25 protein-coding genes are annotated in these 25602 nt (G+C 62.0%); 15 read left to right on the top strand and 10 right to left on the bottom strand.

Features of this window, described 5'->3' with window-relative positions:
- Positions 1-861, bottom strand: coding sequence for a TIM barrel protein (locus MHI61_RS04080; protein ID WP_239789632.1), 861 nt, complete (start codon positions 859-861; stop codon positions 1-3).
- A gap of 62 nt (positions 862-923) precedes the next feature.
- Positions 924-2288, bottom strand: coding sequence for an amidase (locus MHI61_RS04075; protein ID WP_239789631.1), 1365 nt, complete (start codon positions 2286-2288; stop codon positions 924-926).
- Positions 2289-2559: 271 nt separating this feature from the next.
- On the opposite strand from MHI61_RS04075, the gene MHI61_RS04070 reads away from it, so the two are divergent.
- A complete protein-coding gene (locus MHI61_RS04070; protein WP_239789784.1) occupies positions 2560-2838 on the top strand; it encodes a hypothetical protein in 279 nt (92 codons plus the stop codon).
- Between the two features lie 91 nt (positions 2839-2929).
- Positions 2930-3367, top strand: a complete 438-nt coding sequence (locus MHI61_RS04065; protein WP_239789630.1) for a DUF1810 domain-containing protein — start codon at positions 2930-2932, stop codon at positions 3365-3367.
- On the opposite strand, the gene MHI61_RS04060 is transcribed toward MHI61_RS04065, so the two are convergent.
- The gene (locus MHI61_RS04060; RefSeq protein WP_239789629.1) at positions 3351-3548 is read right to left on the bottom strand and encodes a hypothetical protein; all 198 of its coding nucleotides are present in this window, start codon (positions 3546-3548) and stop codon (positions 3351-3353) included. The genes MHI61_RS04065 and MHI61_RS04060 overlap by 17 nt on opposite strands.
- 65 nt (positions 3549-3613) lie before the next feature.
- Complete coding sequence (locus MHI61_RS04055) at positions 3614-4237, bottom strand: TetR/AcrR family transcriptional regulator (RefSeq protein ID WP_239789628.1); 624 nt, start codon at positions 4235-4237, stop codon at positions 3614-3616.
- Between the two features lie 128 nt (positions 4238-4365).
- On the opposite strand from MHI61_RS04055, the gene MHI61_RS04050 reads away from it, so the two are divergent.
- Positions 4366-4581: a hypothetical protein gene (locus tag MHI61_RS04050; protein ID WP_097588444.1), complete on the top strand. Its 216-nt coding sequence runs from the start codon at positions 4366-4368 to the stop codon at positions 4579-4581.
- Between the two features lie 53 nt (positions 4582-4634).
- Here MHI61_RS04050 and MHI61_RS04045 read toward each other — a convergent pair whose 3' ends face one another.
- The gene (locus tag MHI61_RS04045; protein WP_239789627.1) at positions 4635-5162 is read right to left on the bottom strand and encodes a winged helix DNA-binding protein; all 528 of its coding nucleotides are present in this window, start codon (positions 5160-5162) and stop codon (positions 4635-4637) included.
- 89 nt (positions 5163-5251) lie between these two features.
- Between MHI61_RS04045 and MHI61_RS04040 the strand changes: the two genes are divergently transcribed.
- Positions 5252-8863, top strand: coding sequence for a hydantoinase B/oxoprolinase family protein (locus tag MHI61_RS04040; RefSeq protein ID WP_239789626.1), 3612 nt, complete (start codon positions 5252-5254; stop codon positions 8861-8863).
- Positions 8864-8953: 90 nt separating this feature from the next.
- Here MHI61_RS04040 and MHI61_RS04035 read toward each other — a convergent pair whose 3' ends face one another.
- A complete protein-coding gene (locus MHI61_RS04035; protein ID WP_239789625.1) occupies positions 8954-9811 on the bottom strand; it encodes an SDR family oxidoreductase in 858 nt (285 codons plus the stop codon).
- A gap of 236 nt (positions 9812-10047) precedes the next feature.
- On the opposite strand from MHI61_RS04035, the gene MHI61_RS04030 reads away from it, so the two are divergent.
- On the top strand, positions 10048-10476 hold the full coding sequence (locus tag MHI61_RS04030; protein ID WP_239789624.1) for a hypothetical protein: 429 nt from the start codon (positions 10048-10050) through the stop codon (positions 10474-10476).
- Between the two features lie 128 nt (positions 10477-10604).
- The gene (locus MHI61_RS04025; protein ID WP_239789623.1) at positions 10605-11438 is read left to right on the top strand and encodes an IclR family transcriptional regulator; all 834 of its coding nucleotides are present in this window, start codon (positions 10605-10607) and stop codon (positions 11436-11438) included.
- 128 nt (positions 11439-11566) lie between these two features.
- Here the strand turns inward: MHI61_RS04025 and MHI61_RS04020 are convergent, their stop codons facing one another.
- Both MHI61_RS04020 and MHI61_RS04015 read right to left on the bottom strand, forming a co-directional pair.
- Entirely contained in the window at positions 11567-12775 is a 1209-nt protein-coding gene (locus MHI61_RS04020; protein ID WP_239789622.1) for an amidohydrolase/deacetylase family metallohydrolase, read from the bottom strand.
- A 262-nt stretch (positions 12776-13037) separates the two neighbouring features.
- Positions 13038-13904, bottom strand: coding sequence for a sigma-70 family RNA polymerase sigma factor (locus tag MHI61_RS04015; RefSeq protein ID WP_239789621.1), 867 nt, complete (start codon positions 13902-13904; stop codon positions 13038-13040).
- Between the two features lie 108 nt (positions 13905-14012).
- Here MHI61_RS04015 and MHI61_RS04010 point away from each other — a divergent pair, with 108 nt between their 5' ends.
- Entirely contained in the window at positions 14013-14471 is a 459-nt protein-coding gene (locus MHI61_RS04010) for a carboxymuconolactone decarboxylase family protein (protein WP_040111478.1), read from the top strand.
- A 62-nt stretch (positions 14472-14533) separates the two neighbouring features.
- Here the strand turns inward: MHI61_RS04010 and rhaI are convergent, their stop codons facing one another.
- The gene (gene rhaI / locus MHI61_RS04005; protein ID WP_239789620.1) at positions 14534-15826 is read right to left on the bottom strand and encodes an L-rhamnose catabolism isomerase; all 1293 of its coding nucleotides are present in this window, start codon (positions 15824-15826) and stop codon (positions 14534-14536) included.
- A gap of 79 nt (positions 15827-15905) precedes the next feature.
- Here rhaI and MHI61_RS04000 point away from each other — a divergent pair, with 79 nt between their 5' ends.
- Positions 15906-16064: a YqaE/Pmp3 family membrane protein gene (locus MHI61_RS04000; protein WP_003547831.1), complete on the top strand. Its 159-nt coding sequence runs from the start codon at positions 15906-15908 to the stop codon at positions 16062-16064.
- A 1-nt stretch (position 16065) separates the two neighbouring features.
- Here MHI61_RS04000 and MHI61_RS03995 read toward each other — a convergent pair whose 3' ends face one another.
- Entirely contained in the window at positions 16066-18162 is a 2097-nt protein-coding gene (locus MHI61_RS03995) for a bifunctional rhamnulose-1-phosphate aldolase/short-chain dehydrogenase (protein ID WP_239789619.1), read from the bottom strand.
- Between the two features lie 198 nt (positions 18163-18360).
- On the opposite strand from MHI61_RS03995, the gene MHI61_RS03990 reads away from it, so the two are divergent.
- The 7 genes from MHI61_RS03990 to MHI61_RS03960 all read left to right on the top strand — a co-directional run bounded on the left by MHI61_RS03990 (position 18361) and on the right by MHI61_RS03960 (position 25535).
- Positions 18361-19173 (top strand): DeoR/GlpR family DNA-binding transcription regulator, encoded by an 813-nt coding sequence (locus tag MHI61_RS03990; protein WP_239789618.1) that lies wholly within the window; start codon positions 18361-18363, stop codon positions 19171-19173.
- 46 nt (positions 19174-19219) lie between these two features.
- Positions 19220-20215 (top strand): rhamnose ABC transporter substrate-binding protein, encoded by a 996-nt coding sequence (rhaS, locus tag MHI61_RS03985; protein ID WP_239789617.1) that lies wholly within the window; start codon positions 19220-19222, stop codon positions 20213-20215.
- 72 nt (positions 20216-20287) lie between these two features.
- Positions 20288-21823 (top strand): sugar ABC transporter ATP-binding protein, encoded by a 1536-nt coding sequence (locus MHI61_RS03980; RefSeq protein WP_239789616.1) that lies wholly within the window; start codon positions 20288-20290, stop codon positions 21821-21823.
- Between the two features lie 10 nt (positions 21824-21833).
- Positions 21834-22835, top strand: a complete 1002-nt coding sequence (locus MHI61_RS03975) for an ABC transporter permease (protein WP_239789615.1) — start codon at positions 21834-21836, stop codon at positions 22833-22835.
- The gene (locus MHI61_RS03970) at positions 22832-23842 is read left to right on the top strand and encodes an ABC transporter permease (protein ID WP_239789614.1); all 1011 of its coding nucleotides are present in this window, start codon (positions 22832-22834) and stop codon (positions 23840-23842) included. Before MHI61_RS03975 ends, MHI61_RS03970 begins: the two co-directional genes overlap by 4 nt.
- Positions 23839-24159 carry an L-rhamnose mutarotase gene (gene rhaM, locus MHI61_RS03965; RefSeq protein WP_239789613.1) on the top strand — a complete coding sequence of 107 codons (321 nt, stop codon included), beginning with the start codon at positions 23839-23841 and terminating at the stop codon, positions 24157-24159. The genes MHI61_RS03970 and rhaM overlap by 4 nt, the downstream gene beginning before the upstream one ends.
- Positions 24156-25535, top strand: coding sequence for an FGGY-family carbohydrate kinase (locus MHI61_RS03960; RefSeq protein ID WP_239789612.1), 1380 nt, complete (start codon positions 24156-24158; stop codon positions 25533-25535). Before rhaM ends, MHI61_RS03960 begins: the two co-directional genes overlap by 4 nt.
- Positions 25536-25602 lie beyond the last annotated feature (67 nt).

Raw genomic sequence — 25602 nt, 5'->3', positions numbered from 1 at the left:
CTAGGCCGTCCTGCTGGCCGGCGCCGCGCGCAGGAAATCCTCGATGAAGGTCTTTTGCAGCAGGATGCCGTCCCATTCGTCGGCGAAGAAGGGCGAATCATAGACCAGCGTGAAGGGACCGGCGTAACCGGCCCTTTCGCACATCTCCAGGCACTTGCGGTAATCGTCTGCATCGAGCCCGCCGGCATTGTAATCGGCCTTGGCGTGGCAGATTTCCGCCCGCCGCATGATATCGGCCAGACCCGCATATTTCGCGGGGCCTGACCAGTTGCCGAGATCGCCGTTGAGCCCGACCTTGCCGCCCAGCCGGTCGAGCAGCCAGTTCATTTCGACCGGCGACGGTAGCAGGTCGAACCAGTTCTCGACGACGATGCGCACGCCGCTGCCTTCGGCCTTCTCGGCCAGCCAGTTGAGGTGGCGAGCCGCACGGTCAAGGTTTTCCTCGCTCGGGTTCTGCTTGCCGGCGATGACGCGCATTCTCTGCGCCCCAAGGGCCGCCGCGATGCCGATCCACTCCGCCATCCAGCCGATGTCGCGCTCGGCCGTCCCGGCATGGCTGGGATCGCCGTCCTCGACGAGCAGGGTCTGGAACAGTACGTTCGAGGCCGCCATCGCATCGCTGAGTTCGCCGATATAAGCGGCATCGAGGCTCGGCAGATGGAAGGAGCAGATTTCCAGCCGGTTGACGCCGCGCGCCGCCAGCATCGCCGGCACGTCGATCAACGCCGCGCCGCCGGGGCCGTAGGGTTCCTTCGGCGCCGCGCTTTTGTCGGGGTCGGGGCTATAGGCGTGAACCGCGCCGAGCAACCGATGCAGTGACCATGTCGAAACCGCGAAGCGTCCGTTTTGCAAATGCTGCATGTTCCCTCCTCCAATTCCTCTCGCGCCAGTCAGTGGCGACAAAATCGAAATCAATCGCGAACTCAGTCGCCGCGGATGACTGCCTCCGCGGCAAGCGCCGTTCCCAACAATGCCTCGTCGCGACGGGCTGCGGCCGAAAGCAGGAGGCCGACGGGCATGCCCGCCTCGCCCGTGCCGCAAGGCACCGACACACCGCACCAGTCGAGAAAATTGCCGAACATCGTATTGCGCAGCGTCTTGTTGTTCGTGGCGAAGAAGAGTTCGTCATCCTGTTCGAGCGGCGCGATCGGCGGCGCCACATGGGCAACGGTCGGAAAGGCGATGAGGCGGTCGCCGACGAAGCGATCGACATCGGCAATGAGGCGGCGGCGAGCTTCGAGAAGCGCCATGTAATGCGGCGCCGTCGTCCTCGCTCCCAAGCGGGTGCGCATGACGACGCGATGATCCATGCGGTCCGCTTCCGGCCCCGCCAGCCGTTCCTGATGAAGGGCATAGGCTTGCGCAGTCACCAGCGGGCCGTAGGTCGTCAGCAGATCGATGATTGCGTCGAAAGCGGGGATGGTGATACGCAAAACTCGAACACCTGCCCGTTGAAGGCGCTCCAGGGCTGCCTCGAAGGCGACGACGACACCCGGTTCGGCCCCATCGAAGACGATGTTTTCAGGCACGAGCAATTCCAGCCCCTGCAAGGAACGCTCCGCGACATCGGGCGCCGTCAGGCCGCACATCGCCGCATCGATCCAGACCGCATCCTTGACGGTGCGACAGAGCGGCCCCAATGAATCCAGGCTTTTCGCCAGCGGATAGACACCGTCCATGGCATGGCGGCCGCGTGTCGCCTTGTAGCCGACGATGCCGTTGAGGGCGGCGGGAATACGCACCGACCCGCCGGTATCCGTGCCCATCGCGACCGGGACCAGTCCAGCGGCGACGGCCACACCGGCGCCGGAGGAGGAGCCGCCGGGGATGCGCGGGCGGTCGGCGCTTCGCGGATTTGCCGGCGTGCCGTAATGCGGATTGATGCCGAGGCCAGAAAAGGCAAACTCGCTCATATTGGTACAGCCGATGGCAACCATGCCGGCATTCCTGAGCAAAGCGACGATGGCCGCATCCCGCTCGGCCGGCGCATCCCCCGCCAGCACCCGCGAACCCGCCGTCGTCGTCCGGCCTTCGATGTCGAAAAGATCTTTCCAGGCGATCGGAATACCGTCCAACAGTCCGAGCGAGCGCCCTTGCCGCAGCCGTTCGGAAGACGCGCGCGCTTCGTCCATCGCCCGGTCTTCAAGCAGCGTGGTGAAGACGGCCTTGTCGGCGTAATTCGCGATGGCGTCGAAGACGGCCTCTGCCACATCGACCGGATCGGCTGCGCCGCCCTGAATGAGGACGGAAAGCTGGGCGGCCGACATGGCGCCGAAGGATTTGCTCATGGGACCATCCAGACGAAATATCCCTCCGGATTACCGCGGATCATTTCGATGAGCCAGAGCTTCACGATATTTTGCATGCATTAGTTCGATTTTTTGAACACTGCGTTTGCAGATCGCCCCTTCAATTGCCGCGATTGAAGACACACATGATGCTCGCATTTGGAGTAGGATTCGGCGCGAGGGTGAGGGTTTACCCTCGGGACGCGACTCTGCATGTGTTGCAGGAGTAATTAGAATGACAGATTGTGAAACTTTAAGCCGTCACCAGGATATGGTGACCGTCCACGTGAAAGAGGATGAAACGGCCGGCGCCGGCGAGCGCGATTATGCGGAACATGTCAGTGCCCAGAAAGTGTCGGGCTTTGAGCGCGTTGTCATTGTCGGCGCATTGCTTGTCTTGAGCTTTGCGGGTTTTGCCGCATATTCTTCCGGCAACACCGATCCGATGACGACGTCGGCCATTGCCGCCTCCGCCGGCGATAATCCGCCGCACCATCCGGCTTACGGCCATTGCCGCGACAGCAGCCCCTACGCTGAAAGGGTCTGCTGACAGCCCGGCCACTTCGCCGGGCAGAAAAGTTTCGCCGGGCATGGAGCCCCTTGGCCCAGGCTGCAAAGACAGCAGGAAAAGGGAAAGAACCATGGCCGGTGATCTCGACTTCAACCTCGACCGCTTCGTCGAAGCCCAGAACGGCATCTATCAACAGGCGCTCTCCGAGCTGCAGGCCGGGCGCAAGACGTCCCACTGGATGTGGTTCATCTTCCCGCAGATATCAGGTCTCGGCACGTCGGAGATGGCGGAAAAATATGCGATCCGTTCGGCCGAGGAAGCCGCCGCCTATCTCGCCCACCCCATTCTTTCAAGCCGGCTGCTGCGCTGCGTCGAGGCGATTTTATCGGTCGAGGACCGATCGGCGCATGACATCCTCGGCTCGCCCGATGACTTCAAGCTGCGCTCATCGATGACGCTGTTTGCCGCGATCAGCGATCACGGCTCGCCCTTCCACCGGGCGATCGAGCGTTTTTATGAGGGGCAATTCGACGAGCGGACGATGGAGATCCTCAGCGCCAAGGCGTAGCCGTTCTGTTCTCCAGGGCGGCGATCTCGTCGGAGACCTCGCTCAATCGCTGACGCAGATCGCTGTCGGTGCCGTCATCGACCTCTTCCTCGCCGAAACAATAGCGCGCATCGTGAAGCTCCAGCTTGGCTTCAAGCTCGGCGCGTTTGGCATATAGGCGCTTGAGATAGACGTGGTTCATCTCTGCCTCCACATCGCCTTCCGGTGATGGAAAAACGGCAGGGAGGCGGTAAGGTTCCCCGGAGGTCAGGTGAAAGAGGCGATCGCCGCCCTGCAGGCCTTGGCGAAATGACCGCAACAGCCGGCGGCACCCATAGCCTGGCGACTGACGCGCGCGCCTTCGAGCAGCAGCGTCAGCGTATCGGCAAGAAGTTGAGGTTCGCGCGCACCGGCTGCCGAACAGAGCGCAGCCAGACGATCGCGCTGTTCGGCCTTGTGCCGCTCGATCATCTCGTGGGCAGGATGGCCCTCGCCCTTGAGTTCGATGGCGGCATTGGCGAGATCGCAGCCGGCGGGCTCGCCGTTCAGACACTGCGCCCGCATCTCGACCCAGGCGTCCAGCTGGGCGCCGGGATCGCCGGGATGGGCCGCCTCCAGATCCCGCCAGATGGCATCCGCCTTTTCGGAGGCACGGCGCAGCGTCTCGCAGACGAGCTCGTCCTTCGAGCCGAAATGCCGGTAAAGCGTCATCTTGTTGGTCGACGCCGCATCGGCGATGGCATCGACGCCGATGCCGCGAATGCCGTGTTCGCGGAAAAGCTCCGAGGCGGTCGAGACGATGCGCTCCCGCGGAGGGATGCGATCTTCTGGAACGGCGGCGGAGATTTCACTCGAAGTTTCTGATTTTTTTGCGGACGAAGTCCTTGACATCAATGTGACCGATCGGTAACAACTGTATTGTTACTTACCGGTAACACCACAGACCGCCAAAGTCAATGCCGAGGGCTTGGCGGCGCAAAGTGGAACACGGGCGACCGCCCACGAAAGGAGGACAAGCCATGAGAAAGACCAGAGACGACCTGACGATATCCGAAGCCCTCCGCGACCCCCTGATCGCCATGGTATTGCGCGCCGACGGCGTGAAGCTTGAAGATTTCAAGCAACTCCTGGAGACGGCCGCCGGCAACCGCGAACCGCGCCCGACGCCGGTCGGCAAAATGATCGGAGCACTCGCAAGCCGTGCCAACCTGCCGGCGATGCCCTGCTTCGGCTGAAACACCCCTCTGAATACCGGGGGATCTTTCCCTGCCCCCGACAAGGGCTGTCGTCATAAAGAGGCGGCAGCCCTTGCTGCTTGGTCGAAGTGGCCGGAAAGCGCCCTGAGCGTCGCCGCCACTGCCGATGTCGCCGCCGGATCGAGCCCAAGCCCTCTGACCGAATCCACCAGCAGCGCTTCGCGCACAGCGCGATATTTCAGGCAGGTTTCAAGGCCCTTGTCAGTGGCGGCGATCAACTTTTCCTTGCCTGCCCGCGTGCTTTTCACCAGACCGCGCCTTTCCAGTTTCTTGATTGCATAAATCACCAGATGCGTATCCTCGACGCCGAGCACGCTGCAAAGGTCGCCGAGCCGCTTCGGCCGCTGCCGGTGGGCCACCGAATGCAGCACCAGCACGTCGATTGCAGCGCAGCCCGGCTCGCCCGCCGCCGTCATGCAGCGCACCATCCAGCGGTCGAAGGCATTGCTGGCGAGGATGAGGCCGAATTCCAGCTCCGAGAGTACAGGAAGCGCGCCATCGGCCAGATGTGCGGAGGAGACGATCGGCCCGATCTCCTGTCGTCCACGCCCTTCCGCCATTATCAACACCTCCGCGATCCAAGACGAGAAACGTTGACATTTTATCGATAAATCGTCAATAAATTTTCAGTTCAACAGGAGGCCGGACGATGGGCGGACAGTGGGATTTCTGGATCGATCGCGGCGGCACGTTCACCGATATCGTCGCACGGCGCCCGGACGGCTCACTCATTGCCCACAAGCTGCTCTCGGAAAATCCGGAAGCCTATCGCGACCCGGCGGTGCACGGCATTCGCGACTTGCTCGGCCTCAAAGCCGATGATCCGGTCCCTTTTGAGCTCATCGGCGCGGTGAAGATGGGAACGACGGTCGCCACCAATGCGCTTCTGGAGCGCAAGGGCGATCCGACCCTGCTGGTGACGACAAAAGGTTTTCGCGATGCGCTGGAGATCGGCTACCAGGCCCGCGCCGATATCTTCGCCAAGAAGATCGTCAAGCCGGAACTGCTCTATGCCGATGTCATCGAGGCCGACGAGCGTGTGCTGGCCGACGGCAGCGTGGAACGCCCGCTCGACGAGGATGACTTGCGGCAAGCCCTGGAAGCTGCCTATGCCCAAGGGCTGCGCGCCGTCGCCATCGTCTTCATGCACGCCTATCGCTACCCCGAAAATGAGCAGCGGGCCGCCGCCATCGCGCGCGCGATCGGCTTCACCCAGGTCTCGCCCTCGCATGTGGTTTCACCGCTGATCAAGCTCGTCGGCCGCGGCGATACCGCCGTCGTCGATGCCTATCTGTCTCCGGTTCTGAGGCGCTATGTCGATCAGGTCGCAGCCGAGATCGGCGCTGTCGAGGGACAAGGCCCGAAATTGATGTTCATGCAGTCCTCCGGCGGGCTGACCGACGCGCATCTCTTCCAGGGCAAGGACGCGATCCTCTCGGGTCCTGCTGGCGGGGTCGTCGGCGCGGTCGAGGTCTCACGCATTGCCGGTTTCAACAGGATGATCGGCTTCGATATGGGCGGCACCTCGACCGACGTTTCGCATTACGACGGTGAATTGGAACGCGCCTTCGAGACCGAAGTGGCCGGCGTGCGCATGCGCGCGCCGATGATGAAGATCCACACCGTCGCCGCCGGCGGCGGCTCGATCCTGAGCTATGACGGCTCGCGCTTCCGCGTCGGCCCGGAATCGGCGGGCGCGACACCCGGCCCGAAATCCTATCGCCGCGGCGGCCCGCTTGCCGTCACCGACGCCAACATCATGACCGGCAAGCTGCTGCCGGAATTCTTCCCTGTTATCTTCGGGCCGGAGCAGGACCAGCCGCTCGATGCCGAGGCGGTGCGCGCAGCCTTTGCCGAGATGGCAGAGACGATCGGCGGCGGGCGGACGGCGGAAGACGTCGCCGACGGCTTCCTCGCCATCGCCGTCGAAAACATGGCCAATGCCATTAAGAAGATCTCCGTCCAGCGCGGCTATGACGTTTCCGGCTATGCGCTCACCTGCTTCGGCGGTGCCGGCGGCCAGCATGCCTGCCTCGTCGCCGACAGTCTCGGCATGAAAACCGTGCTGATCCACCCGTTTTCCGGCATCCTCTCCGCCTATGGCATGGGGCTTGCCGACATCCGCGCCACACGCCAGCGCGCGGTTCTGACGGAGATCACCCAGGCGCTGACGACGATCGGCGGCATCAGGGCTGCACTGGAGAAAGATGTCCACGAGGAACTGGCGCTGCAGGGCGTCAAGGCCGTCGATATGGAGATCGTCACCCGCCTGCACCTGCAATACAAGGGCACCGACACGGCCCTGCCGGTCGCCTTCGGGCCACAGGAGGAGATGGTGCAAGCCTTCGCCATCGCCCACAAGAAGCAGTTCGGCTTTATCTTCGAAGACCGCCCTGTCGTCGTCGACTCCATCGAAGTCGAGGGCATCGGCGGCGGCGCCGATATCGAGGAAGCGGCGACACAGGCACTAGCCTTCGCGCCGCAAGCGCTCCGCACGACCCGCTTCTTTTCCGGCGGCGCATGGCATGAGGCCGGCATCTTCGAGCGGGGTGCGCTGAAGCCTGGCGCCGTCCTCAAGGGCCCGGCCCTCGTCATCGAACCACATCAGACGATCGTCGTCGAACCCGGTTGGCAGGCAGGGCTCACCGACCTCGATCATATCGTTCTCACCCGCGAAATTGCGCTGGCCCGCAATGCCGCGATCGGCACGAATGCCGACCCCGTCATGCTCGAGGTCTTCAACAACCTCTTCATGGCGATCGCCGAACAGATGGGCGTAACGCTGCAGAACACGGCGCATTCGGTCAACATCAAGGAGCGGCTCGATTTCTCCTGCGCCGTCTTCGACCGCACCGGCGCGCTTGTCGCCAATGCGCCGCATATGCCGGTGCATCTCGGCTCCATGGATCGGTCGGTCGAAACGATCATTCGCCTCAACGCGGACCGCATCCGCCCGGGCGACGTCTTCGCGCTCAACGCGCCTTACAATGGCGGCACGCACCTGCCCGACATTACCGTCGTCACACCGGTTTTCGACGACGCGGGAAAAACCATCCTGTTTTACGTCGCCTCGCGCGGCCATCACGCCGATATCGGCGGCAAAGCGCCGGGCTCGATGACGCCGCGGGCAACCAAGGTCGACGAAGAAGGCGTGCTGATCGACAATTTCCTGCTGGTCGATGAAGGCCGTTTTCGCGAAGCCGAATTCGCGGCGATGCTGAAGGATCATCCTTATCCCGCCCGCAACCCCGCCCAGAACCTCGCCGACGTCAAGGCGCAGATCGCCGCCAACGAAAAGGGCGTGCACGAACTGCGCAAGATGGTCGCCCATTTCGGGCTCGACGTCGTCGAGGCCTATATGGGCCATGTCCAGGACAATGCCGAAGAGAGTGTGCGCCGGGTGATCGCCCGCTTGAGCGACAGCGAATTCACCTATCCCACCGATCAGGGAGCCGTCATCAAGGTGAAGATCACCGTCGACCGGCAGGCGCGTGAGGCAACGGTCGATTTCACCGGCACGAGCGCGCAGCAGCCGACCAATTTCAATGCGCCGGAACCGGTGACCCGCGCCGCCGTGCTCTATGTCTTCCGCGTCATGGTCGAGCAGCCCATCCCGATGAATGCCGGCTGCCTGCGGCCGATCCGGATCATCGTGCCGGAGGGTTCGATGCTTCGTCCCGTCTATCCGGCCGCCGTCGTCGCCGGCAATGTCGAGACCAGCCAGCATGTGACGAATGCCCTGTTCGGCGCGCTCGGAACGCTGGCGGCAGCCCAGGGTTCGATGAACAACCTGACCTTCGGCAATGCCGTCTATCAATATTACGAGACGATCTGCGCCGGCGGCCCGGCCGGCAGGCTTAACGACGGCACCGGCTTCGACGGCGCCGATGGCGTGCACACGCATATGACCAATTCGCGGCTGACCGACCCCGAGGTGCTGGAATTCCGTTTTCCTGTCGTACTCGAAGATTTCCACGTCCGCCGCGGTTCCGGCGGCAAGGGGCAGTATAGCGCCGGCGGCGGCACCGAGCGCACCATCCGCTTTCTGGAAATGATGGATTGCAGCATTCTCTCCTCGCATCGAACGATCCGGCCGTTCGGCCTTTTCGGTGGGGAAGACGGGCAGTTGGGGAAAACCGAGATCCGTCGCGCGGACGGCACCGTCGAAAGGCTCGCAGGCTGCGACCAGTCAATGCTCGCCGCCGGGGACGCCGTGATCCTCACGACGCCGACCGGCGGCGGCTTCGGCAGGCCGCACTGAAGCGCGTCGCATCAGACTTGACCGGCAGGCTTCAGCTCCTCGTTTGATGCAGGTCATTGACCCGGAACCGCCAATTCCGTCCGACCTGCATCACAGTATCGGCTTGCCGCCGGTGACCGCGATTGTCGTGCCGGAGACATAGCTCGACAAAGGATCGGCCAGCATCACGTAGGCTGTTGCAAGCTCGGCCGGCTGGCCCGGCCGTTTCATCGGTACCTGCTTGCCGAAATTGCTGACGCTTTCCTCAGGAAGCGTCGAGGGAATGAGCGGCGTCCAGATCGGCCCCGGGGCCACGGCGTTGGCGCGAATGCCGTTCTCGGCCAGAAGCTGGGCGAGGCCGGCGGTGAAATTCTGGATCGCCCCCTTGGTCGTCGCATAGGCGAGCAATGTCGGATTCGGACTGTCGGAGTTGATCGAGGCCGTATTGATGATGGCGCTGCCGGGCTTCATATGGGGGACGGCAGCCTTGGTCAGGTAGAACATCGCGTGGATGTTGACCTTGAAGGTCAGTTCCCACTCCTCGTCGCTGATCTCGTCGATGCTCTTGAAGCTTGCCTGATGCGCGGCATTGTTGACGAGAATGTCGATACCGCCGAGCTCCTTGACCGCCGTCTCGACGATCTGCCGGCAATGAGCCGGATCCTGGATATCGCCGCTGACGAGCACGGCCTTGCGTCCGGCCTGTTCGACGAGCCGCTTCGTCTCGTCGGCATCCTCATCCTCGTCCAGATAGGAAATCACCAAGTCGGCGCCCTCCCTGGCATAGGCGATCGCCACCGCCCGGCCGATGCCGCTATCGCCGCCGGTGATGATCGCCCGCTTACCCTTCAACCGGTCGGAACCGCGATAGCTTTTCTCGCCATGATCGGGAACGGGATCCATCTGTGCGGTAAAACCGGGCATGGGCTGTTTCTGGGACGGGAAAGGCGGTGTCGGATAATTCGTCATCGTGACCTCCTGGGTTCGGGGTCAAACTCAGGCTGCGGCTTGTTGTTCCAAGCGGGATTACGACTGCATTGTTTTCGGATTAAAATGACCTCACGTCGAGACATCAGTTCTCGTCGCCATCGGGACGGCGTCCGATTTCGAGCGCCATCGCGCCCGAATTCAGAATCCTCCTCGACAGACCTCAAGCATGGTTGTAATGGCGAGGAATTACACGCATCACCCAATGAGACACCGAAATGACAACTGACGGATCAGTGCAGCCTCATGGCTTATGGCCACGTGTCAGGGACAGAGAGAGCGCTATTTATGTGACCAGAATGGCCGGGTTACCCACTTTTCTGCTGGGCATTTCCTATGTTCTGGGCCCCTATTTAGAATCCCAAATTTTTGATTTGCGCTCTGGCATCGAAATCCTCGTCGGAGCTTTGTTAATCTTGACGGGCCTGCGCATACGCAGCGGCAAGCTGGGGTTGTTGCCATTTTCGGTTGCGATGGTTTTGCTGCATGCCTTGGGTAGGGTTTTGTGGGCCTGGATGTTCGTGCGAAACGGATACGAACCTGAAATGACTGCGGCATTTCTAACAATGTCGCTGATGCAAGTGCTGACGAGTCTTCTTATGATCAGTGGGCTGCGGGGATGGCGGTGGCTGAAGAATAATCCTTGAGTTTCCCTAGGGCTTCCATCGCTGGCGCACCCGCCCGAACGATCAACCTACAAGATGTTGCGATTTGCCACAGCGACCGCTATGCCATAGTAATGTAACATAATCGCAGTGTTAACGAGGTGCATGAATTGGACGGAAAGACATCACCCGCAGTTTACTCCGAAGATGAGGGCCATGCCGACGAAGCCGCCGGCAAGGGTGCGCGCCGCGCGCGCGTCAGCGGCATCGACCGGGCGCTTCAGGTGATCGATCATCTCTATGAGACGGGATCGCCCGCCGGCGTCTATGCCATCGCCAAGGCGGTGAAGGCGCCGCTTTCGACCGTTTACGTCATCGTCGACGATCTGGTCGAGAAGAACATGCTGACACGCCAGGCAGACGGCTCGATCTGGCTCGGCGCGCGGCTTTATCACTATGGCCTCGCCTATGCCCGGTCGCTGGACTTCATGAGCATCGCCACCCACGAGATGCACGACCTCTGCCGCCAGGCCGGCGAAACCGTGCAGGTCTGCGGCCGCGACGGCGATTATATGCTGGTGCTGGCCATGGCCGACGGCCCGAGCCACTTCCAGGTGGCGTCGCGCGTCGGCACCCGGGTGCCGCTGAACTGGACAGCGTCCGGCCGCCTGCTCGTCGGGCATCTGCCGGAGCAGGAGCGCATCGAGCTCTTCAAGCGCTGCGCCCGCTCGTCGCCGACCGGCCGCGCCGAGATCGATCCGCGCACCCTGTCGGAGGCGGCCGGAAAAGCTTTCGAGTCGCGCCTGTCGATCCAGGCGGGCGAATCGGATTATGCGGTCGCCTGCATCGCCTCGCCGATCTGCGACCGCGACGGCCAGTGCGTCGCCACCATTTCCATCGTGCTGCCGGAGCAGAAAGCCTTCTCCGACGAGAACCATTACACTGCGCATGTGCGCAGTTCGGCGGAGCGGATCGAAAAACTGATGGGCTGGCGCAACCGCTGAGATCTTAGACCTGAAATCCGACTGCTAAGTGCTGTCATTGACAGCGTCTGCTGGGAGTTTGGATATGGCCGTTCTGACAGTTCGCAACGTGCCCGATGAAGTGCATCGCGCAAGCCCGGCGGCGGATCCTACCGGTAGGAATAACCATGGCTATGGCGCACCAGCTTGCGCGCCCGCGGCACATAACGGCTGGCGGCGAAAGCATCGGCGCCCATCACCGCATAGCGCGGCTCGAACAGCTTGTTGAGAACCGAGACATCGCCGTTGGAATCCGTCGCCTCGAGCTCGGAATCGACCAGGTCGAAAATCGTGAATTCGGCCTGCGCGCCGACCGAAAGCCGGTTCTCCATCGGCAGCTTGATGACCGATGCCGGCGCATGGGTGACGGCTTCAACCACCTTGTCGAAGGGCATGCCGACGCTGAGCAGCTTCGACATCGTCGTCGCCAGGTCCCAGACCGGAAAATTCATCGAATGGCCGTGCAGGTCGGTCGAGATCGAGAAGGGCAGCAGGCCGCGGGCGATCGCCGCTTCCGCCACCTTGAAGGAGAAGGAGGCGCCACCATGGCCGATGTCGAGGCGGATGCCCTCCGAAGCGCAGCGCTCGGCGAGATTGAAGAGATCCTCGTCCTCCATGATGCTCGAACCGGCCTTGCCGTTGAAGCAGTGGGTGACGACGTCGCCGGGACCAAGGATTTCGAGTACTTCATCATAGAGCGCCGGCGGCTCGCCGACATGCACCATCATCGGCACTTTGAGGATCTTGGCGATCTTCTTGCCGAGCTTGACCGGGGTCACACCCCAGGAACCGGTGATGACGTGGCTGGCGCGCACCTTGATGCCGACGATATGCTCGCTGTTTTCGGCATAGACTTCGAGGATGCGGTCGAGATCGATATCTCTGATGTCCCTCAGTTCAGCGACCCGGTTGCAGGCGACAAGACCGATCGAGCCGAGGTTCAGGAAGGCCTTGATGCGCTCGCGCGAGGGCTCGATAATATATTCGCGGAAACCGTGGAAATTCGCCTCGCCGGCCGACCCGGCATCGACAAGCGTCGTCACGCCACGCTCGAGACCGCATTCAGAGGGGCGGATCGAAATGTCGGTGCCGCCATGCCAGATATGCACATGCAGGTCGATCCAGCCTGGCGAGATGAAGGCACCCTTGCCGTCGATGCGCGTCACATCCGGGGAGACCGCGAGCGACGACCCGATCTCAGCGATCCTGCCCTCGCCATCGACGAGAATGTCGATCACCCCCTCGCCTGTACCCGCACCGAAAGCCACCGGTTTGACATTGGTAAGGAGAAGCGGCTTCTTCACCTGGTCGCCGGACATGTATGTATTCCTTCCGAAGTCTGGGAATCGCTTCCTGCCCATCCGTCCAAGTCGCTATGGAGAGGGAGGGAAACTAGAGATGGCGGCTCATACAATCACACCTAAGAAATTCCGTAATTATGTCATATGAGGCTTTATAATAGAATAAAGCCAAGCTCATGGCTGTCAAGGAAATCTGTCGCAGAAAATGATCCGGCTCGCGACGACGCAAACGTAAAGGCGCCCTCCTACCGAGCCGGTCTGTTTCGAACATCACACGTTTTCAATCCCGAAGGATCGAATAGTTGATCCGTTGCAGATGATCCGGATCGGCGACGGCGTCGATCGCAACAATCCTGTCATCGCCGATCGCCAGCGTCACCGCGACGCGAATCTGACCGCCAATATCAACGACAAATCCAACTTCGCCGTCGACGATGGCGATCTGCGCCGCCTGTGCCCGACCCTTGAAGGCCTGGGCCACATCGGCCGCGCCGCGCATTTGGCCAATGCCATATCGGGCCGCCGTCGCATCCGGCCGGAAGACAACGTCGGGAGCGAGCACCGCAAGCAGCGCCTCCAGATCGCTGTTGCGGGAAGCGGCAAGAAAGGCCTCGGCGATCGTCCGCTTGCGGGCAAAATCGACCTCCGGCGCCTCGTCGACGCCCTGCACCCTCCGGCGCGCGCGGCTGGCAAGCTGTCGGGCGGCGGCGGAGGAACGGCCGATAATCGGCGCAATCTCATCGAACGGCAGATCGAACATGTCGTGCAGCACGAAAGCGACACGTTCGGCGGGCGCCAGCGTCTGCAGCACGACGAGCAGTGCCAGGCCGACGGAATCGGCAAAGGCTGCCTCGCGTTCCGGATCCTTGGCGGGATCGACGATCGCCGCGTGCACAGGCATTTCCAGCGGCTCTTCTCGCCGGGTCTTGCGGGCGCGCAGCATATCGAGGCAGATGCGCGCCACGACCGTCGTCAGCCAGCCGCCGAGATTGTCGACCTCTGTCGTGTCGGTGCGGTTGAGGCGCAACCAAGCCTCCTGAACAGCATCCTCCGCCTCGCTGCGCGAGCCAAGCATGCGGTAGGCCGCAGCCCTTAAATGCCCCCGGTTCGCCTCGAATTCATCGGCCAGCCATTTTTTCTCATCCACGTGTCACATTCCTCCGCTGCGTTCCGTCAAACCTATGACGAATGGAAGCCGGCCGATGTGACAGGGCCAGCGGATCGTCGAACCGCAAACGCATTAAGGAGACATATCATGCAGGAGAGAATGGGAAATCCCGCCCTCGTCCTTCCCGCGGCCATGCAGGCGCTGACGGCGCTTGGCAAAGTGCCGGCAGAGGCGGGTCTTTCACCGACGCTGCTCGAACTCGTCAATCTTCGCGCCAGCCAGATCAACGGCTGCAGCGTCTGCATCGACGGGCATCCACGCATCGCCAAGAAGCTCGGCGAGACCGATGAGCGGCTTTTTGCCGTCAGCGCCTGGCGCGACACGCCCTATTTCAGCGACGCCGAACGGGCCGCCCTCGCGCTGACCGAGGCGGTGACCCGCACCAGCGACCGCGCCGACCCGGTGCCGGACGAGATTTGGGACGAGGCGACCCGGCACTATGACGGCAGGAGCCTTGCGGCCCTCGTCGTCGCCATCGCCAATATCAACGTCTGGAACCGGCTGAACATCGCCACCCGCCAGATCGCCGGCGCCTGGAAGCCGTAAACGGCAATGGCCGGCAGTGCGTCATCCGCACGGCCGGCCATCCTTTTATTCAGTTTCGAAATTCAGATGATACCGCCGCCGCCGGCAACAGAAGCCGGACGCTCGGACGCAACCTTCTTGCGATAGCCGCTGGCGCGATAGGCGGCGAGCGGGTCGATCGCGCCGCCGGCCCTGCGACGGGCTTCGGCGAGGATCGGCTCGACATCGGCGCGATAGGCCCGCTTCAGGGTTTCCGACGCCATCAGCGCGTCATTGTCCTGCTGGTAGCCTTCGAGCGCCTTGCGGTCGACGATCAGCGCCTGCGCATAGGCGCGGCGTATTTCGTTGGCGCTGTTGATCAGGCTCTCGATCGGATCGGTGACATTGTGCGACTGGTCGATCATATGGGCCGGGTTGAAGTCGTTGACCCCACGCTGTTCGGCATCGACCAGCTCGTTGAAGACGAGGAACAGCCGGTAGGGATCGATCGCGCCGGCGTCGAGATCGTCATCGCCATATTTCGAATCGTTGAAATGGAAGCCGCCGAGCTTACCGAACTGGATCAGCCGGGCGACGATCATTTCGATATTGGTGTTCGGCGCATGATGGCCGAGATCGACCAGGCAATGAGCCTTGGGGCCGAGCGTCTGGGCGATCAGGTAGTTGGTGCCCCAATCCTGCACGATCGTCGAATAGAAGGCCGGCTCGTACATCTTGTGCTCGGTGAAGAGCTTCCAATCGTCGGGCAGCGCCTTGTAAATGTCAGCCATCGAGGCGAGGTAACGCTCGAACGCCCTGGTAAAATTGCTCTGGCCGGGAAAGTTCGAGCCGTCGCCGATCCACACCGTCAGCGCCTTCGAGCCGATCGCCTTGCCGATCTCGATGCATTCGAGATTGTGCTCGACCGCCTGCGCCCGCGTTGCCGCATCCGTATGGCTGAGCGAACCGTATTTGTAGGAATGGGCCTGTCCCGGCGCATCGGAAAAAGTGTTCGAATTCATTGCGTCGAAGCCGAGGCCGAGCGCATCGCCCTTGGCCTTCAATTCCCGTGCATCCGCCTTGTCCCAGGGAATATGCAGCGAGACGTTCGGCGTCGCCTGCGTCAGCTGGTTGATGACGGCGCAATCGTCGAGCTTGTCGAAGATGCCACGCGGCTCGCCGGTTCCGGGAAAACGCGCAAAGCGCGTGCCGCCGGTGCCAACACCCCAGGACGGAACGGCGACGAAAAATTCCGCAACCTTGCGGGTGATTGCTTCGATATCGACGCCGCGCCGATCGAGCGTCGCACCCAATGCGTCGTAATCGGCTTTCAGTGCCGCCACCCGCTTTTCATTTTCGCTCGCCACCAGATCCGGCGCAATCCTGAATTCAGCCATTGTTTCCTCCCACGTCGCGAACCACCGAACCGTGGTTTGCGTTCTAACGCTTGTATGTCTTCAAAACTCAGGAGCTACGATGGACGTTGTCCGCATTCTTCTTGCGATCATCCTGCCGCCCCTTGGCGTATTCCTGCAGGTCGGGATCGGCCTGCATTTCTGGCTCAACATATTGCTGACGCTTTGCGGCTATGTGCCGGGGATCATCCACGCGATATGGGTGATCCTGCGGAAGTAGCTTAGCGCGTGAAGCTTTGGACGTTGCCGGCATCAACATTGATGATGTTGCCGGTCGATTTTGCCGAAAGGTCCGAGGCGAGGAAGTAGATCGCCTCGGCGATATCCTCCGGAAACACGTTGAGTTTCAGCATCGAACGCTTGCGGTAATGTTCCTCGAGATCGTCCACCTCGATTTTCGACGAGGCGGCGCGCTGTTCGCGCCATTCGCCGCTCCAGATCTTCGATCCGCGCAGGACGGCGTCCGGGTTAACGGTGTTGACGCGGATGCCGGCATCAGCGCCTTCCAGTGCCAGGCAACGGGCGAGATGGATTTCGGCAGCCTTTGCAGTGCAATAGGCAGAGGCATTCGGCGAAGCGGCAAGACCGTTCTTCGAGGCGACGAAGACGATATTGCCGCCGAGCGCCTGACGGCGGAACAGGCGGAAGGCTTCGCGCGACACCAGGAAATAACCGGTCGCGAGAATATCGATATTGCGGTTCCAGGTCGCAAGCTCGGTGGCTTCGATCGGCGCGGAAGAGGCAATGCCGGCATTCGAGACGAGGATATCGATGCCGCCGAATTCCACCGAGGCTTCCGCGAAGGAGGCGATCACCGCCTCTTCCTTGGTGACGTCGAGCGGGACGCTGCGCACAGCGTCGGCGCCAAACTTCTTGACGAAATCGGCCTCGGTGGCTTCAAGTGCCGCCTGGTCGATATCGGCAAGCACCACGCAGGCGCCCTCGCCGACGAGGCGCGCCGCCGTCGCCCGGCCGATGCCGCCGGCGCCACCGGTGACGAAAGCCACCCGGCCGGCAAGGCTCTTCGGCTTCGGCATGCGCTGCAGCTTGGCCTCTTCGAGCAGCCAATATTCGATATCGAACGCCTCCTGCTCCGGCAGGCCCTGATATTCCGAGACCGTCGAAGCGCCGCGCATGACGTTGATGGCATTGACATAGAATTCGCTGGCGATGCGTGATGTCGCCTTGTCGCGGGCAAAGGACAGCATGCCGACGCCGGGAACGAGGAAGATGACGGGATTGGCGTCGCGCATGGCGGGCGAATTGTCATGCTTGCAGTCGTTGTAATAGCGGGCGTAATCGGCGCGGTAATCTTCCAGTGCCCGGTCGAGGCCGGCGACGATGGCATCGACATCCGGCTTGGCGGGATCGAAATCGACGATCAGAGGGCGGATCTTGGTGCGCAGGAAATGATCCGGGCAGCTGGTACCGAGCGCGCCGAGCGGACGCAAATCCCTGGAATTGACGAATTCGAGCACAGCGTCCTGATCGTCGAAATGACCGAGCTTGCGCTCTTGCTTGCCGATGCGGCCGCGAATCTCCGGCATCAGCCGGGCGGCGATGGCGCGGCGCTCGGCAACCGGCAGGCTCTCGGAGACCGCGCCGCCGAAGATCGTCTTGCCTTCGGTCTTTTCGGCAAACCAGATGATCGCCTTGTTGATGATCTCAAGCGTCAGTTCGTAGCAGCCCTTGGCGTCATCGGCCCAGGTGAAGAGGCCGTGGCTTTCGAGCACAACGCCCTTGGCATTCGGGTTCGCCTTGACGAAGGCTTCGAGATCCAGGCCGAGCTGGAAACCCGGGCGACGCCAGGGCAGCCAGCCAATTTCGTTGCCGAAAATCTCCCGCGTCAATTCTTTCGAATTCTTCGACGCGGCAATGGCGATGATGGCGTCGGGGTGCATGTGATCGACATGGGTGAACGGCACGAAACCATGCAGCGGCGTGTCGATCGAGGCAGCGCGGCCGTTGAGATTGAAGGTGCAGTGCGGCAGGAAGCCGACCATGCGATCCTCGTCCTCGACACCCTTGTAGATGGATTTCAGCGATTCCAGCTTGTCCTGGTAGAGCGTCGCGAAACCGTCGAGCTTGATCGTACCGACGTCGCCGCCCGATCCTTTGACCCAGAGCACCTTGACCGTATCGCCGGTCAGCGGATCGGTTTCCATCACCTTCGCCGAGGTGTTGCCGCCGCCGTAATTGGTGATGCGCTTGTCGGCACCGAGCAGATTCGAGCGATAGAGCAGCTTGCCGGGCTCATCGAGGCCCGCCGCGTACCCATCATCCCACCGGTTTTCCAGAAGCCGGACGTTCGCCGCCATATCATCCTCCCATATCAGGCCTGTCGAGCACGGCGATCAGCGCGCCCTTTCGCTCACGGTATCGCGCATCAAAACTATGCTTGTCAATCGAAAACGATCAAATTCGATTATGCTGCATCGCAATATGAAAATTTATGATCGTTTGTGATTGACAGCCTTGAACGGATGCGAAATAAATATGACAAGAGGAGGAGCCCAATGCACGAACGCGAACGTCATCGCATCATCTTAAGCGCCGTTCAGGAAAAGTCTGTCGTTACGATCCAGGACATTTCCGAGCTGACGGAAGCTTCTGAAGCGACTATCAGGCGCGATATTGCGGCTCTTCATGTGCAGGGCAAGATCCGCCGTGTCCGCGGCGGTGCGGAAGCGGTGCATCCGCCGCAGCTCGGCAGCCTTGCCGGCCGGCCCTTTCGGGTTTCAGAATCGGTCAACATCGATAAAAAGCGCGCAATTGCACGCGCAGCGGTCGATCTCTGCGAGGCGGGCGACGCCATCATCATCAACGGGGGGACGACAACGTTCCAGATGGTGCATTACATGGCCGGCCATCGCATGCAGGTCATGACCAATTCTTTTGCCATCGCCGAACATCTGGTGAAGCATTCCAAGAACACGGTGACGGTGCCGGGCGGCGCGATCTATCGCGAACAGAGCCTGATCCTGTCGCCTTTCGACAATGACGCCATTCGCAATTTTTATGCGCGGCGTATGTTCATCGGCGCCCAGGGCGTCGGCCCGCTCGGCATCATGGAGGCGGATGCGCTCGTCATCCAGAGCGAGCAGAAGCTGATGCACCAGGCCGATGAGCTCGTCGTCATGGTCGATTCAAGCAAATTCAATCGCCGGTCGAGCCTCATTCTCTGCGCGCTCGACCGCGTGTCTGTGGTCATCACCGATGACGGGATTTCTGAAGAGGCGGCTCGCATGGTCGAGAATGCCGGCGTCCGGCTCGTTGTCGCAAGCCCGGTGACCCAGGCTGTGAGGGAGGATTCCTCGTCGGTCGCATGAGGCGCCGCCGAGGTGTGGAAGTCTAATCTTTAAGGGAGGAAAGCACATGAAACTCGCAAAAACACTTGCGCTCGGCGTCGCGCTCGCCGTCGCCATGATGGCCGGCACGGCAACCGCCGCGGACATCAAGATCGGCCTCGTCGTGAAGTCGCTCGGCAACGGCTTCTTCGACGCCGCCAACAAGGGCGCCCAGGAAGCCGCCAAGGAACTCGGCGGCGTAGAGGTGATCTACACCGGTCCGACGTCGACGACGGCCGAAGGCCAGATCGAAGTCATCAACTCGCTGATCGCCCAGGGCGTCGACGCCATCGCCGTCTCGGCCAACGATCCCGACGCGCTTGTTCCGGCATTGAAGAAGGCTACCCAGCGCGGCATCAAGGTCATCTCCTGGGATTCCGGCGTCGCCCCGGAAGGTCGCATCCTGCAGCTCAATCCTTCGTCCAACGAGCTGATCGGCAAGATGTGCCTGACGCTGGCCAAGAACCATCTGGAAGGCGGCAAGGGCGACTTCGCCATTCTGTCGGCCACGACTACCTCGACCAACCAGAACATCTGGATCGACCAGATGAAGAAGCAGCTCAAGGACTTCCCGGGCCTCAACCTCGTCACCACGGTTTACGGCGACGACCTCTCGGACAAGTCCTATCGTGAAGCCGAAGGCCTCTTGAAGTCGAACCCGAATGTCAAGGTCATCGTCGCTCCGACGACGGTCGGCATTCTCGCCGCCTCCAAGGTCGTCGAAGACAAGGGCCTTGTAGGCAAGGTCTACGTCACCGGCCTCGGCCTGCCGTCCGAAATGGCCGGCGCGATCAAGTCGGGTGCCACGAAGGAATTCGCCATCTGGAACCCGATCGACCTCGGCTACTCCGCAACCCAGATCGCCTATCGCCTGGTCAAGGGCGAGACCGACGGCAAGCCGGGCAGCGAGATCAATGCCGGCCGCATGGGCAAGATCAAGGTCGGCGACAACAGCGAAGCCGCCATGGCCGATCCCTTCGTCTACAACGCTTCGAACATCGACCAGTTCTCCAAGGTCTTCTGATCCGGAGCGACGTTTAAAAGCCCGGCGGCCGATGGTCGCCGGGATTTCCCTTTCGACACTGGTAGAAATCTGATGAACGCCGCCTTTCAACAACCCGTCACGGACAGCAAAACCGGCGACGCGCCCGCCATTCTGGAAATGCGCGGCATCTCGCAGATCTTTCCTGGTGTGAAGGCGCTCGACAATGTCAGTATCGCGCTTCATCCGGGCACGGTGACCGCGCTGATCGGCGAAAACGGCGCCGGGAAGTCGACGCTCGTCAAGATCCTGACCGGCATCTACAGGCCGAACGAAGGCGAGATCCTCGTCGACGGCCAGCCGACGAGTTTTGCCAGCGCCCAGGCCGCCATCGACGCCGGCGTCACCGCCATTCATCAGGAAACCGTGCTTTTTGACGAACTGACGGTCGCCGAAAACATCTTCCTCGGCCATGCGCCGCGCACGCGCCTGCGCACCATCGACTGGCAGACGATGAACAGCCGCTCGAAGACGCTGCTGACCGCGCTCGAAAGCAATATCGACCCAACCATCCGGCTGAAGGACCTCTCGATCGCGCAACGCCATCTGGTGGCGATCGCGCGCGCTTTGTCGATCGAGGCCCGCATCGTCATCATGGACGAGCCGACCGCCGCCCTTTCCCGCAAGGAGATCGACGATCTCTTCCGCATTGTCCGGGGCCTGAAGGACCAGGGCAAGGCGATCCTGTTCATCAGCCATAAGTTCGATGAGCTTTACGAGATCGCCGACGATTTCGTCGTCTTCCGCGACGGCCGCGCCGTCGGCCAGGGCCGGCTCAAGGAAACGCCGCAGGACGAAATCGTCCGGATGATGGTCGGCCGCGACGTCGAGAACGTCTTCCCGAAGATCCATGTCGCCATCGGCGGCCCGGTGCTGGAGATCCGCAACTACTGCCACCGCACCGAATTCCGCGATATCTCTTTCACTCTGCGCAAGGGCGAGATCCTCGGCATTTACGGCCTCATCGGCGCCGGCCGCTCGGAACTGTCGCAGTCCCTTTTCGGTATCACCAAGCCGCTTTCCGGCACGATGATGCTCGAAGGGCGCGAGGTCACCATTCATTCCCCGCAGGATGCGATCCGCGCCGGCATCGTCTATGTGCCGGAGGAGCGCGGCCGCCATGGTTTGGCGCTGCCAATGCCGATCTTCCAGAACATGACCCTGCCTTCGCTCGCCCGCACCTCGCGCCATGGCTTCCTCCGGGCCGCGAACGAATTCGCGCTGGCCCGCAAATATGCCGAGCGGCTGGATTTGCGCGCCGCAGCCCTTTCCGTGCCGGTCGGCACGCTCTCCGGCGGCAACCAGCAGAAGGTTGTCATCGGCAAATGGCTGGCGACGTCGCCGAAGGTCATCATACTCGACGAACCCACAAAGGGCATCGATATCGGCTCGAAGGCGGCTGTGCACGGCTTCATCAGCGAACTCGCCTCCGAAGGTCTGTCGATCATCATGGTCTCGTCCGAACTGCCGGAGATCATCGGCATGTCGGACCGCGTCCTCGTCATGAAGGAGGGCCTGTCGGCCGGGCTCTTCGAGCGCGATCAGCTCTCGCCGGAAGCGCTGGTGCGCGCGGCGACCGGGAATGCATGAGGTAGTGAGCATGGCAAGACTGATCAGAAAACGCGAAACCCTGCTGTTCCTCATCATCGTCGTGATGATCGCGGTCTTTTCGACCCGCGCTGCGGATTTCGCCACACCCGGCAATCTCGCCGGCATCTTCAACGATACCTCCATCCTGATCATCCTGGCGCTCGCCCAGATGACGGTCATTCTGACGAAATCGATCGACCTTTCCGTCGCCGCCAACCTCGCCTTCACCGGCATGGCGATCGCGATGATGAACGCCGCTTTTCCCGGCCTGCCGCTCGTCGTGCTCATCCTTACAGCGATCATCATTGGCGCCGCGCTCGGCACTATCAACGGCCTCCTCGTCTGGCGTCTCGAAATCCCGCCGATCGTCGTCACCCTCGGTACGCTCACCATCTATCGCGGCATGGCCTTCGTGCTCTCGGGCGGCGCCTGGGTCAACGCGCACCAGATGACGCCGACCTTCCTCGCCGTTCCCCGCACGCCGATCCTCGGCCTGCCGGTCTTGAGTTGGGTCGCGATCATCATCGTCGCGCTGATGTACATGCTGCTGCGCTACAGTCAGTTCGGACGCTCGGCCTATGCGACCGGCGGCAATCCGACCGCGGCGGTCTATGCCGGCATCGATACGGGCCGGACGAAGTTCCTGGCCTTCGTGCTGTCGGGCGCCTTGGCCGGCCTTGCCAGCTATCTCTGGGTGTCGCGTTACGCCGTCGCCTATGTCGATATCGCCAACGGCTTCGAACTCGACAGCGTCGCTGCCTGCGTCATCGGCGGTATTTCGATTGCCGGCGGTGTCGGCTCGGTCGCCGGCACGGTCCTCGGCGCGCTCTTCCTCGGCGTTATCAAGAATGCGCTGCCGGTCATCGGCATCTCACCCTTCACGCAGATGGCGATATCAGGCACCGTCATCATCCTCGCCGTCGCCTTCAACGCCCGGCGCGAGCGCAACCGCGGTCGTATCATCCTGCGCGACCGGGCCGCAGCCGACACCAGAACGGAGGCCGCAGCATGAGCGCCGTTTCCACACAGTCCGAAAAGCGGGTCATCCCCGATCGCCTCGGCACACCTTTCCGCCGCATCATCGCAAGCTGGGAAGTGCTGCTCTTTGGCGTCGCCGTCCTGATCTTCATTTTTAATTCTCTGGCTTCGCCCTATTTCCTCGATGCCTGGAACCTCTCGGACGCCACCTTCAACTTCACCGAAAAGGCGATGATCGCCTTTGCCATGGCGCTGCTCGTCATCTCAGGCGAGATCGACCTCTCGGTTGCTGCCATCATCGCGCTCGCCTCGACCGCGATGGGAGCGGCGGCTCAGGCCGGCATCGGCACGCCCGGCCTTGTGCTGATCGGCATCGGCACGGGCCTTGCCTGCGGCATCTTCAACGGCGTGCTCGTCTCGGTGCTGAAACTGCCGTCGATCGTCGTCACCATCGGCACGATGAGCCTTTTCCGCGGCATTTCCTATATCGTGCTCGGCGACCAGGCCTATGGCAAATACCCCGCCGATTTCGCCTATTTCGGTCAGGGCTACGTATTCTGGGTCTTTTCCTTCGAATTCGTGCTCTTCATCGTCGTGGCGATCCTCTTCGCCATCCTGCTGCATGCGACGAATTTCGGCCGGCAGGTCTATGCGATCGGCAATAACGACTTCGCTGCCCGCTTCTCCGGCATCCCGGTCGAGCGCGTCAAATTCATCCTCTTCCTGCTGACCGGCATCATGAGCGGGGTGGCCGCCGTCTGCCTGACCTCGCGCCTCGGCTCGACCCGGCCGTCGATCGCCCAGGGTTGGGAACTCGAGGTCGTCACCATGGTCGTGCTCGGCGGCATTTCGATCCTCGGCGGCTCGGGCAGGATCGGCGGCGTCGTCATTGCCGCCTTCGTCATGGGCCTCGTCACCTTCGGCCTCGGTCTGTTGAATGTGCCCGGCATCGTCATGTCGATCTTCATCGGCCTTCTGCTCATCATCACCATCGCCATCCCGATCATCGCCCGCCGCGTCAAGCTCATGAGCTCCCGATGACCACAGAAAAACACGCCTTCAAGATGCAGCTCAACCCCGGCATGGAAGCCGAATATCGCAAGCGGCATGACGAGATCTGGCCGGAACTGGTCGATCTCCTGCATCAGTCCGGCGCCAGCGACTATTCCATCCATCTCGACCGCGACACCAACACGCTGTTCGGCGTGTTGACGCGGCCGAAGGACCATACGATGGCGAGTCTGCCGGAGCATCCTGTCATGAAGAAATGGTGGGCGCACATGGCCGATATCATGGCGACGAACGCGGACAATTCACCTGTGCAGAGCGATCTCGTCACCGTCTTCCATATGCCATGACAGCCACCTCCTATCGCCGCATCGCCGTTCTCGACATCGGCAAGACCAATGCCAAGGTCGTCGTGCTCGACAGCGGGACGGGCGCCGAGATCGCCGTCCTGAAACGGCCGAACGTTACGATCAAGACCGGCCCCTACCCGCATTACGAAATAGAGGCGCTCTGGTCCTTCGCGCTCGATGCCCTGAAGACGCTGGCGCGGGAAACGGGATTCGACGCCATTTCGATCACCACCCATGGAGCCGCCGCGGCGCTGCTCGATCGGGACGGCACGCTTGCCATGCCTGTGATTGACTACGAACACGAATATCCCGAAGCGATCCGCGATGCCTATACAGCGTTGCGCCCCTCCTTCGACGAGACCTTCTCGCCGCGCCTTTCGATGGGCCTCAATGTCGGCGCGCAGCTGCATTATCAGAAAAGCGCCTTTCCCGAGGCGTTCGCTGAGGTGGCGACCATCCTCACCTATGCACAATATTGGGCGGCGCGGCTGACGGGTGTTGCCGCCAACGAGCTGACCTCGCTCGGCTGCCATACCGACCTCTGGAATCCGAAGGCCGGCGACTATTCCTCGCTGGTCGACAGGCTCGGCATCCGCGGCCTGATGGCGCCGATCCGCTCTGCCTTCGATGCGCTCGGCCCGGTGCTGCCCGAGATTGCCGCGGAGCTTGGGCTCGCAGCCCCCGTGCCAGTCTATTGCGGCATTCACGATTCCAATGCCTCGCTGCTGCCGCATCTCGTCCATCGCGATGCCCCCTTCGCCGTCGCCTCTACCGGCACATGGGTGATCAATTTCGGCGTCGGCGGAGATCTCGATCACCTCGATGCCAAACGCGATGCGCTCGCCAATGTCGATGCCTATGGCCGGGCCGTCCCCTCCTCGCGTTTCATGGGCGGGCGGGAATTCGAGATCCTGTCGGCCGAAATCGGCCCTGTCGATGAAAAGGCGGCCCGGGCGGCGATCCGCCCCGTCATCGAAAAGGGCACAATGCTGCTGCCCAACATCGCCCCCGGTTCCGGACCTTTTCCGGGAAAGACCAGCCGCTGGATCGGCGCGGAAGAGGCGAGCCGCGAGGAGCGTCATGCCGCCGCCTGCCTCTATCTCGCTCTGATGACCGATGCCTGCCTCGGACTGATTGGCGCCAAAGGCCCAGTCATCGTTGAAGGGCCCTTTGCCCTGAACGAGATCTATCTAAAGCTGCTTGCCGCCCTTGCCGGCCGCGAGGTCCTCGCCCTTCCCGGCTCGACCGGCACCAGCCAGGGTGCTGCCCTTCTCACCGGTATCCGGCCGGTATCCGGCGCCGAGACGCATGTTCCGCCGGCCGAAATCGCGGGGCTTTCCGCCTATCGCAATCACTGGTACGCGGCGATGGAGTAAGCTTTCCTAAAAATGGCTCAAGAACGCCCTTGTTCGTTCCTGTCTTGCAGTTAGTGTGCGCCTCGAA

Origin of the sequence: Rhizobium sp. K102 (assembly GCF_022385315.1) — a bacterium.
Taxonomy (GTDB): Bacteria; Pseudomonadota; Alphaproteobacteria; order Rhizobiales; family Rhizobiaceae; genus Rhizobium; species Rhizobium croatiense.
This window is presented reverse-complemented; position numbering and strand designations above follow the sequence as displayed.

Coding starts and splice junctions, on each gene's coding strand:
- MHI61_RS04080 (WP_239789632.1), bottom strand. CDS start 861: ATGCAGCATTTGCAAAACGGACGCTTCGCGGTTTCGACATGGTCACTG.
- MHI61_RS04075 (WP_239789631.1), bottom strand. CDS start 2,288: ATGAGCAAATCCTTCGGCGCCATGTCGGCCGCCCAGCTTTCCGTCCTC.
- MHI61_RS04070 (WP_239789784.1), top strand. CDS start 2,560: ATGGTGACCGTCCACGTGAAAGAGGATGAAACGGCCGGCGCCGGCGAG.
- MHI61_RS04065 (WP_239789630.1), top strand. CDS start 2,930: ATGGCCGGTGATCTCGACTTCAACCTCGACCGCTTCGTCGAAGCCCAG.
- MHI61_RS04060 (WP_239789629.1), bottom strand. CDS start 3,548: ATGAACCACGTCTATCTCAAGCGCCTATATGCCAAACGCGCCGAGCTT.
- MHI61_RS04055 (WP_239789628.1), bottom strand. CDS start 4,237: ATGTCAAGGACTTCGTCCGCAAAAAAATCAGAAACTTCGAGTGAAATC.
- MHI61_RS04050 (WP_097588444.1), top strand. CDS start 4,366: ATGAGAAAGACCAGAGACGACCTGACGATATCCGAAGCCCTCCGCGAC.
- MHI61_RS04045 (WP_239789627.1), bottom strand. CDS start 5,162: ATGGCGGAAGGGCGTGGACGACAGGAGATCGGGCCGATCGTCTCCTCC.
- MHI61_RS04040 (WP_239789626.1), top strand. CDS start 5,252: ATGGGCGGACAGTGGGATTTCTGGATCGATCGCGGCGGCACGTTCACC.
- MHI61_RS04035 (WP_239789625.1), bottom strand. CDS start 9,811: ATGACGAATTATCCGACACCGCCTTTCCCGTCCCAGAAACAGCCCATG.
- MHI61_RS04030 (WP_239789624.1), top strand. CDS start 10,048: ATGACAACTGACGGATCAGTGCAGCCTCATGGCTTATGGCCACGTGTC.
- MHI61_RS04020 (WP_239789622.1), bottom strand. CDS start 12,775: ATGTCCGGCGACCAGGTGAAGAAGCCGCTTCTCCTTACCAATGTCAAA.
- MHI61_RS04010 (WP_040111478.1), top strand. CDS start 14,013: ATGCAGGAGAGAATGGGAAATCCCGCCCTCGTCCTTCCCGCGGCCATG.
- rhaI (WP_239789620.1), bottom strand. CDS start 15,826: ATGGCTGAATTCAGGATTGCGCCGGATCTGGTGGCGAGCGAAAATGAA.
- MHI61_RS04000 (WP_003547831.1), top strand. CDS start 15,906: ATGGACGTTGTCCGCATTCTTCTTGCGATCATCCTGCCGCCCCTTGGC.
- MHI61_RS03995 (WP_239789619.1), bottom strand. CDS start 18,162: ATGGCGGCGAACGTCCGGCTTCTGGAAAACCGGTGGGATGATGGGTAC.
- MHI61_RS03990 (WP_239789618.1), top strand. CDS start 18,361: ATGCACGAACGCGAACGTCATCGCATCATCTTAAGCGCCGTTCAGGAA.
- rhaS (WP_239789617.1), top strand. CDS start 19,220: ATGAAACTCGCAAAAACACTTGCGCTCGGCGTCGCGCTCGCCGTCGCC.
- MHI61_RS03980 (WP_239789616.1), top strand. CDS start 20,288: ATGAACGCCGCCTTTCAACAACCCGTCACGGACAGCAAAACCGGCGAC.
- MHI61_RS03975 (WP_239789615.1), top strand. CDS start 21,834: ATGGCAAGACTGATCAGAAAACGCGAAACCCTGCTGTTCCTCATCATC.
- MHI61_RS03970 (WP_239789614.1), top strand. CDS start 22,832: ATGAGCGCCGTTTCCACACAGTCCGAAAAGCGGGTCATCCCCGATCGC.
- rhaM (WP_239789613.1), top strand. CDS start 23,839: ATGACCACAGAAAAACACGCCTTCAAGATGCAGCTCAACCCCGGCATG.
- MHI61_RS03960 (WP_239789612.1), top strand. CDS start 24,156: ATGACAGCCACCTCCTATCGCCGCATCGCCGTTCTCGACATCGGCAAG.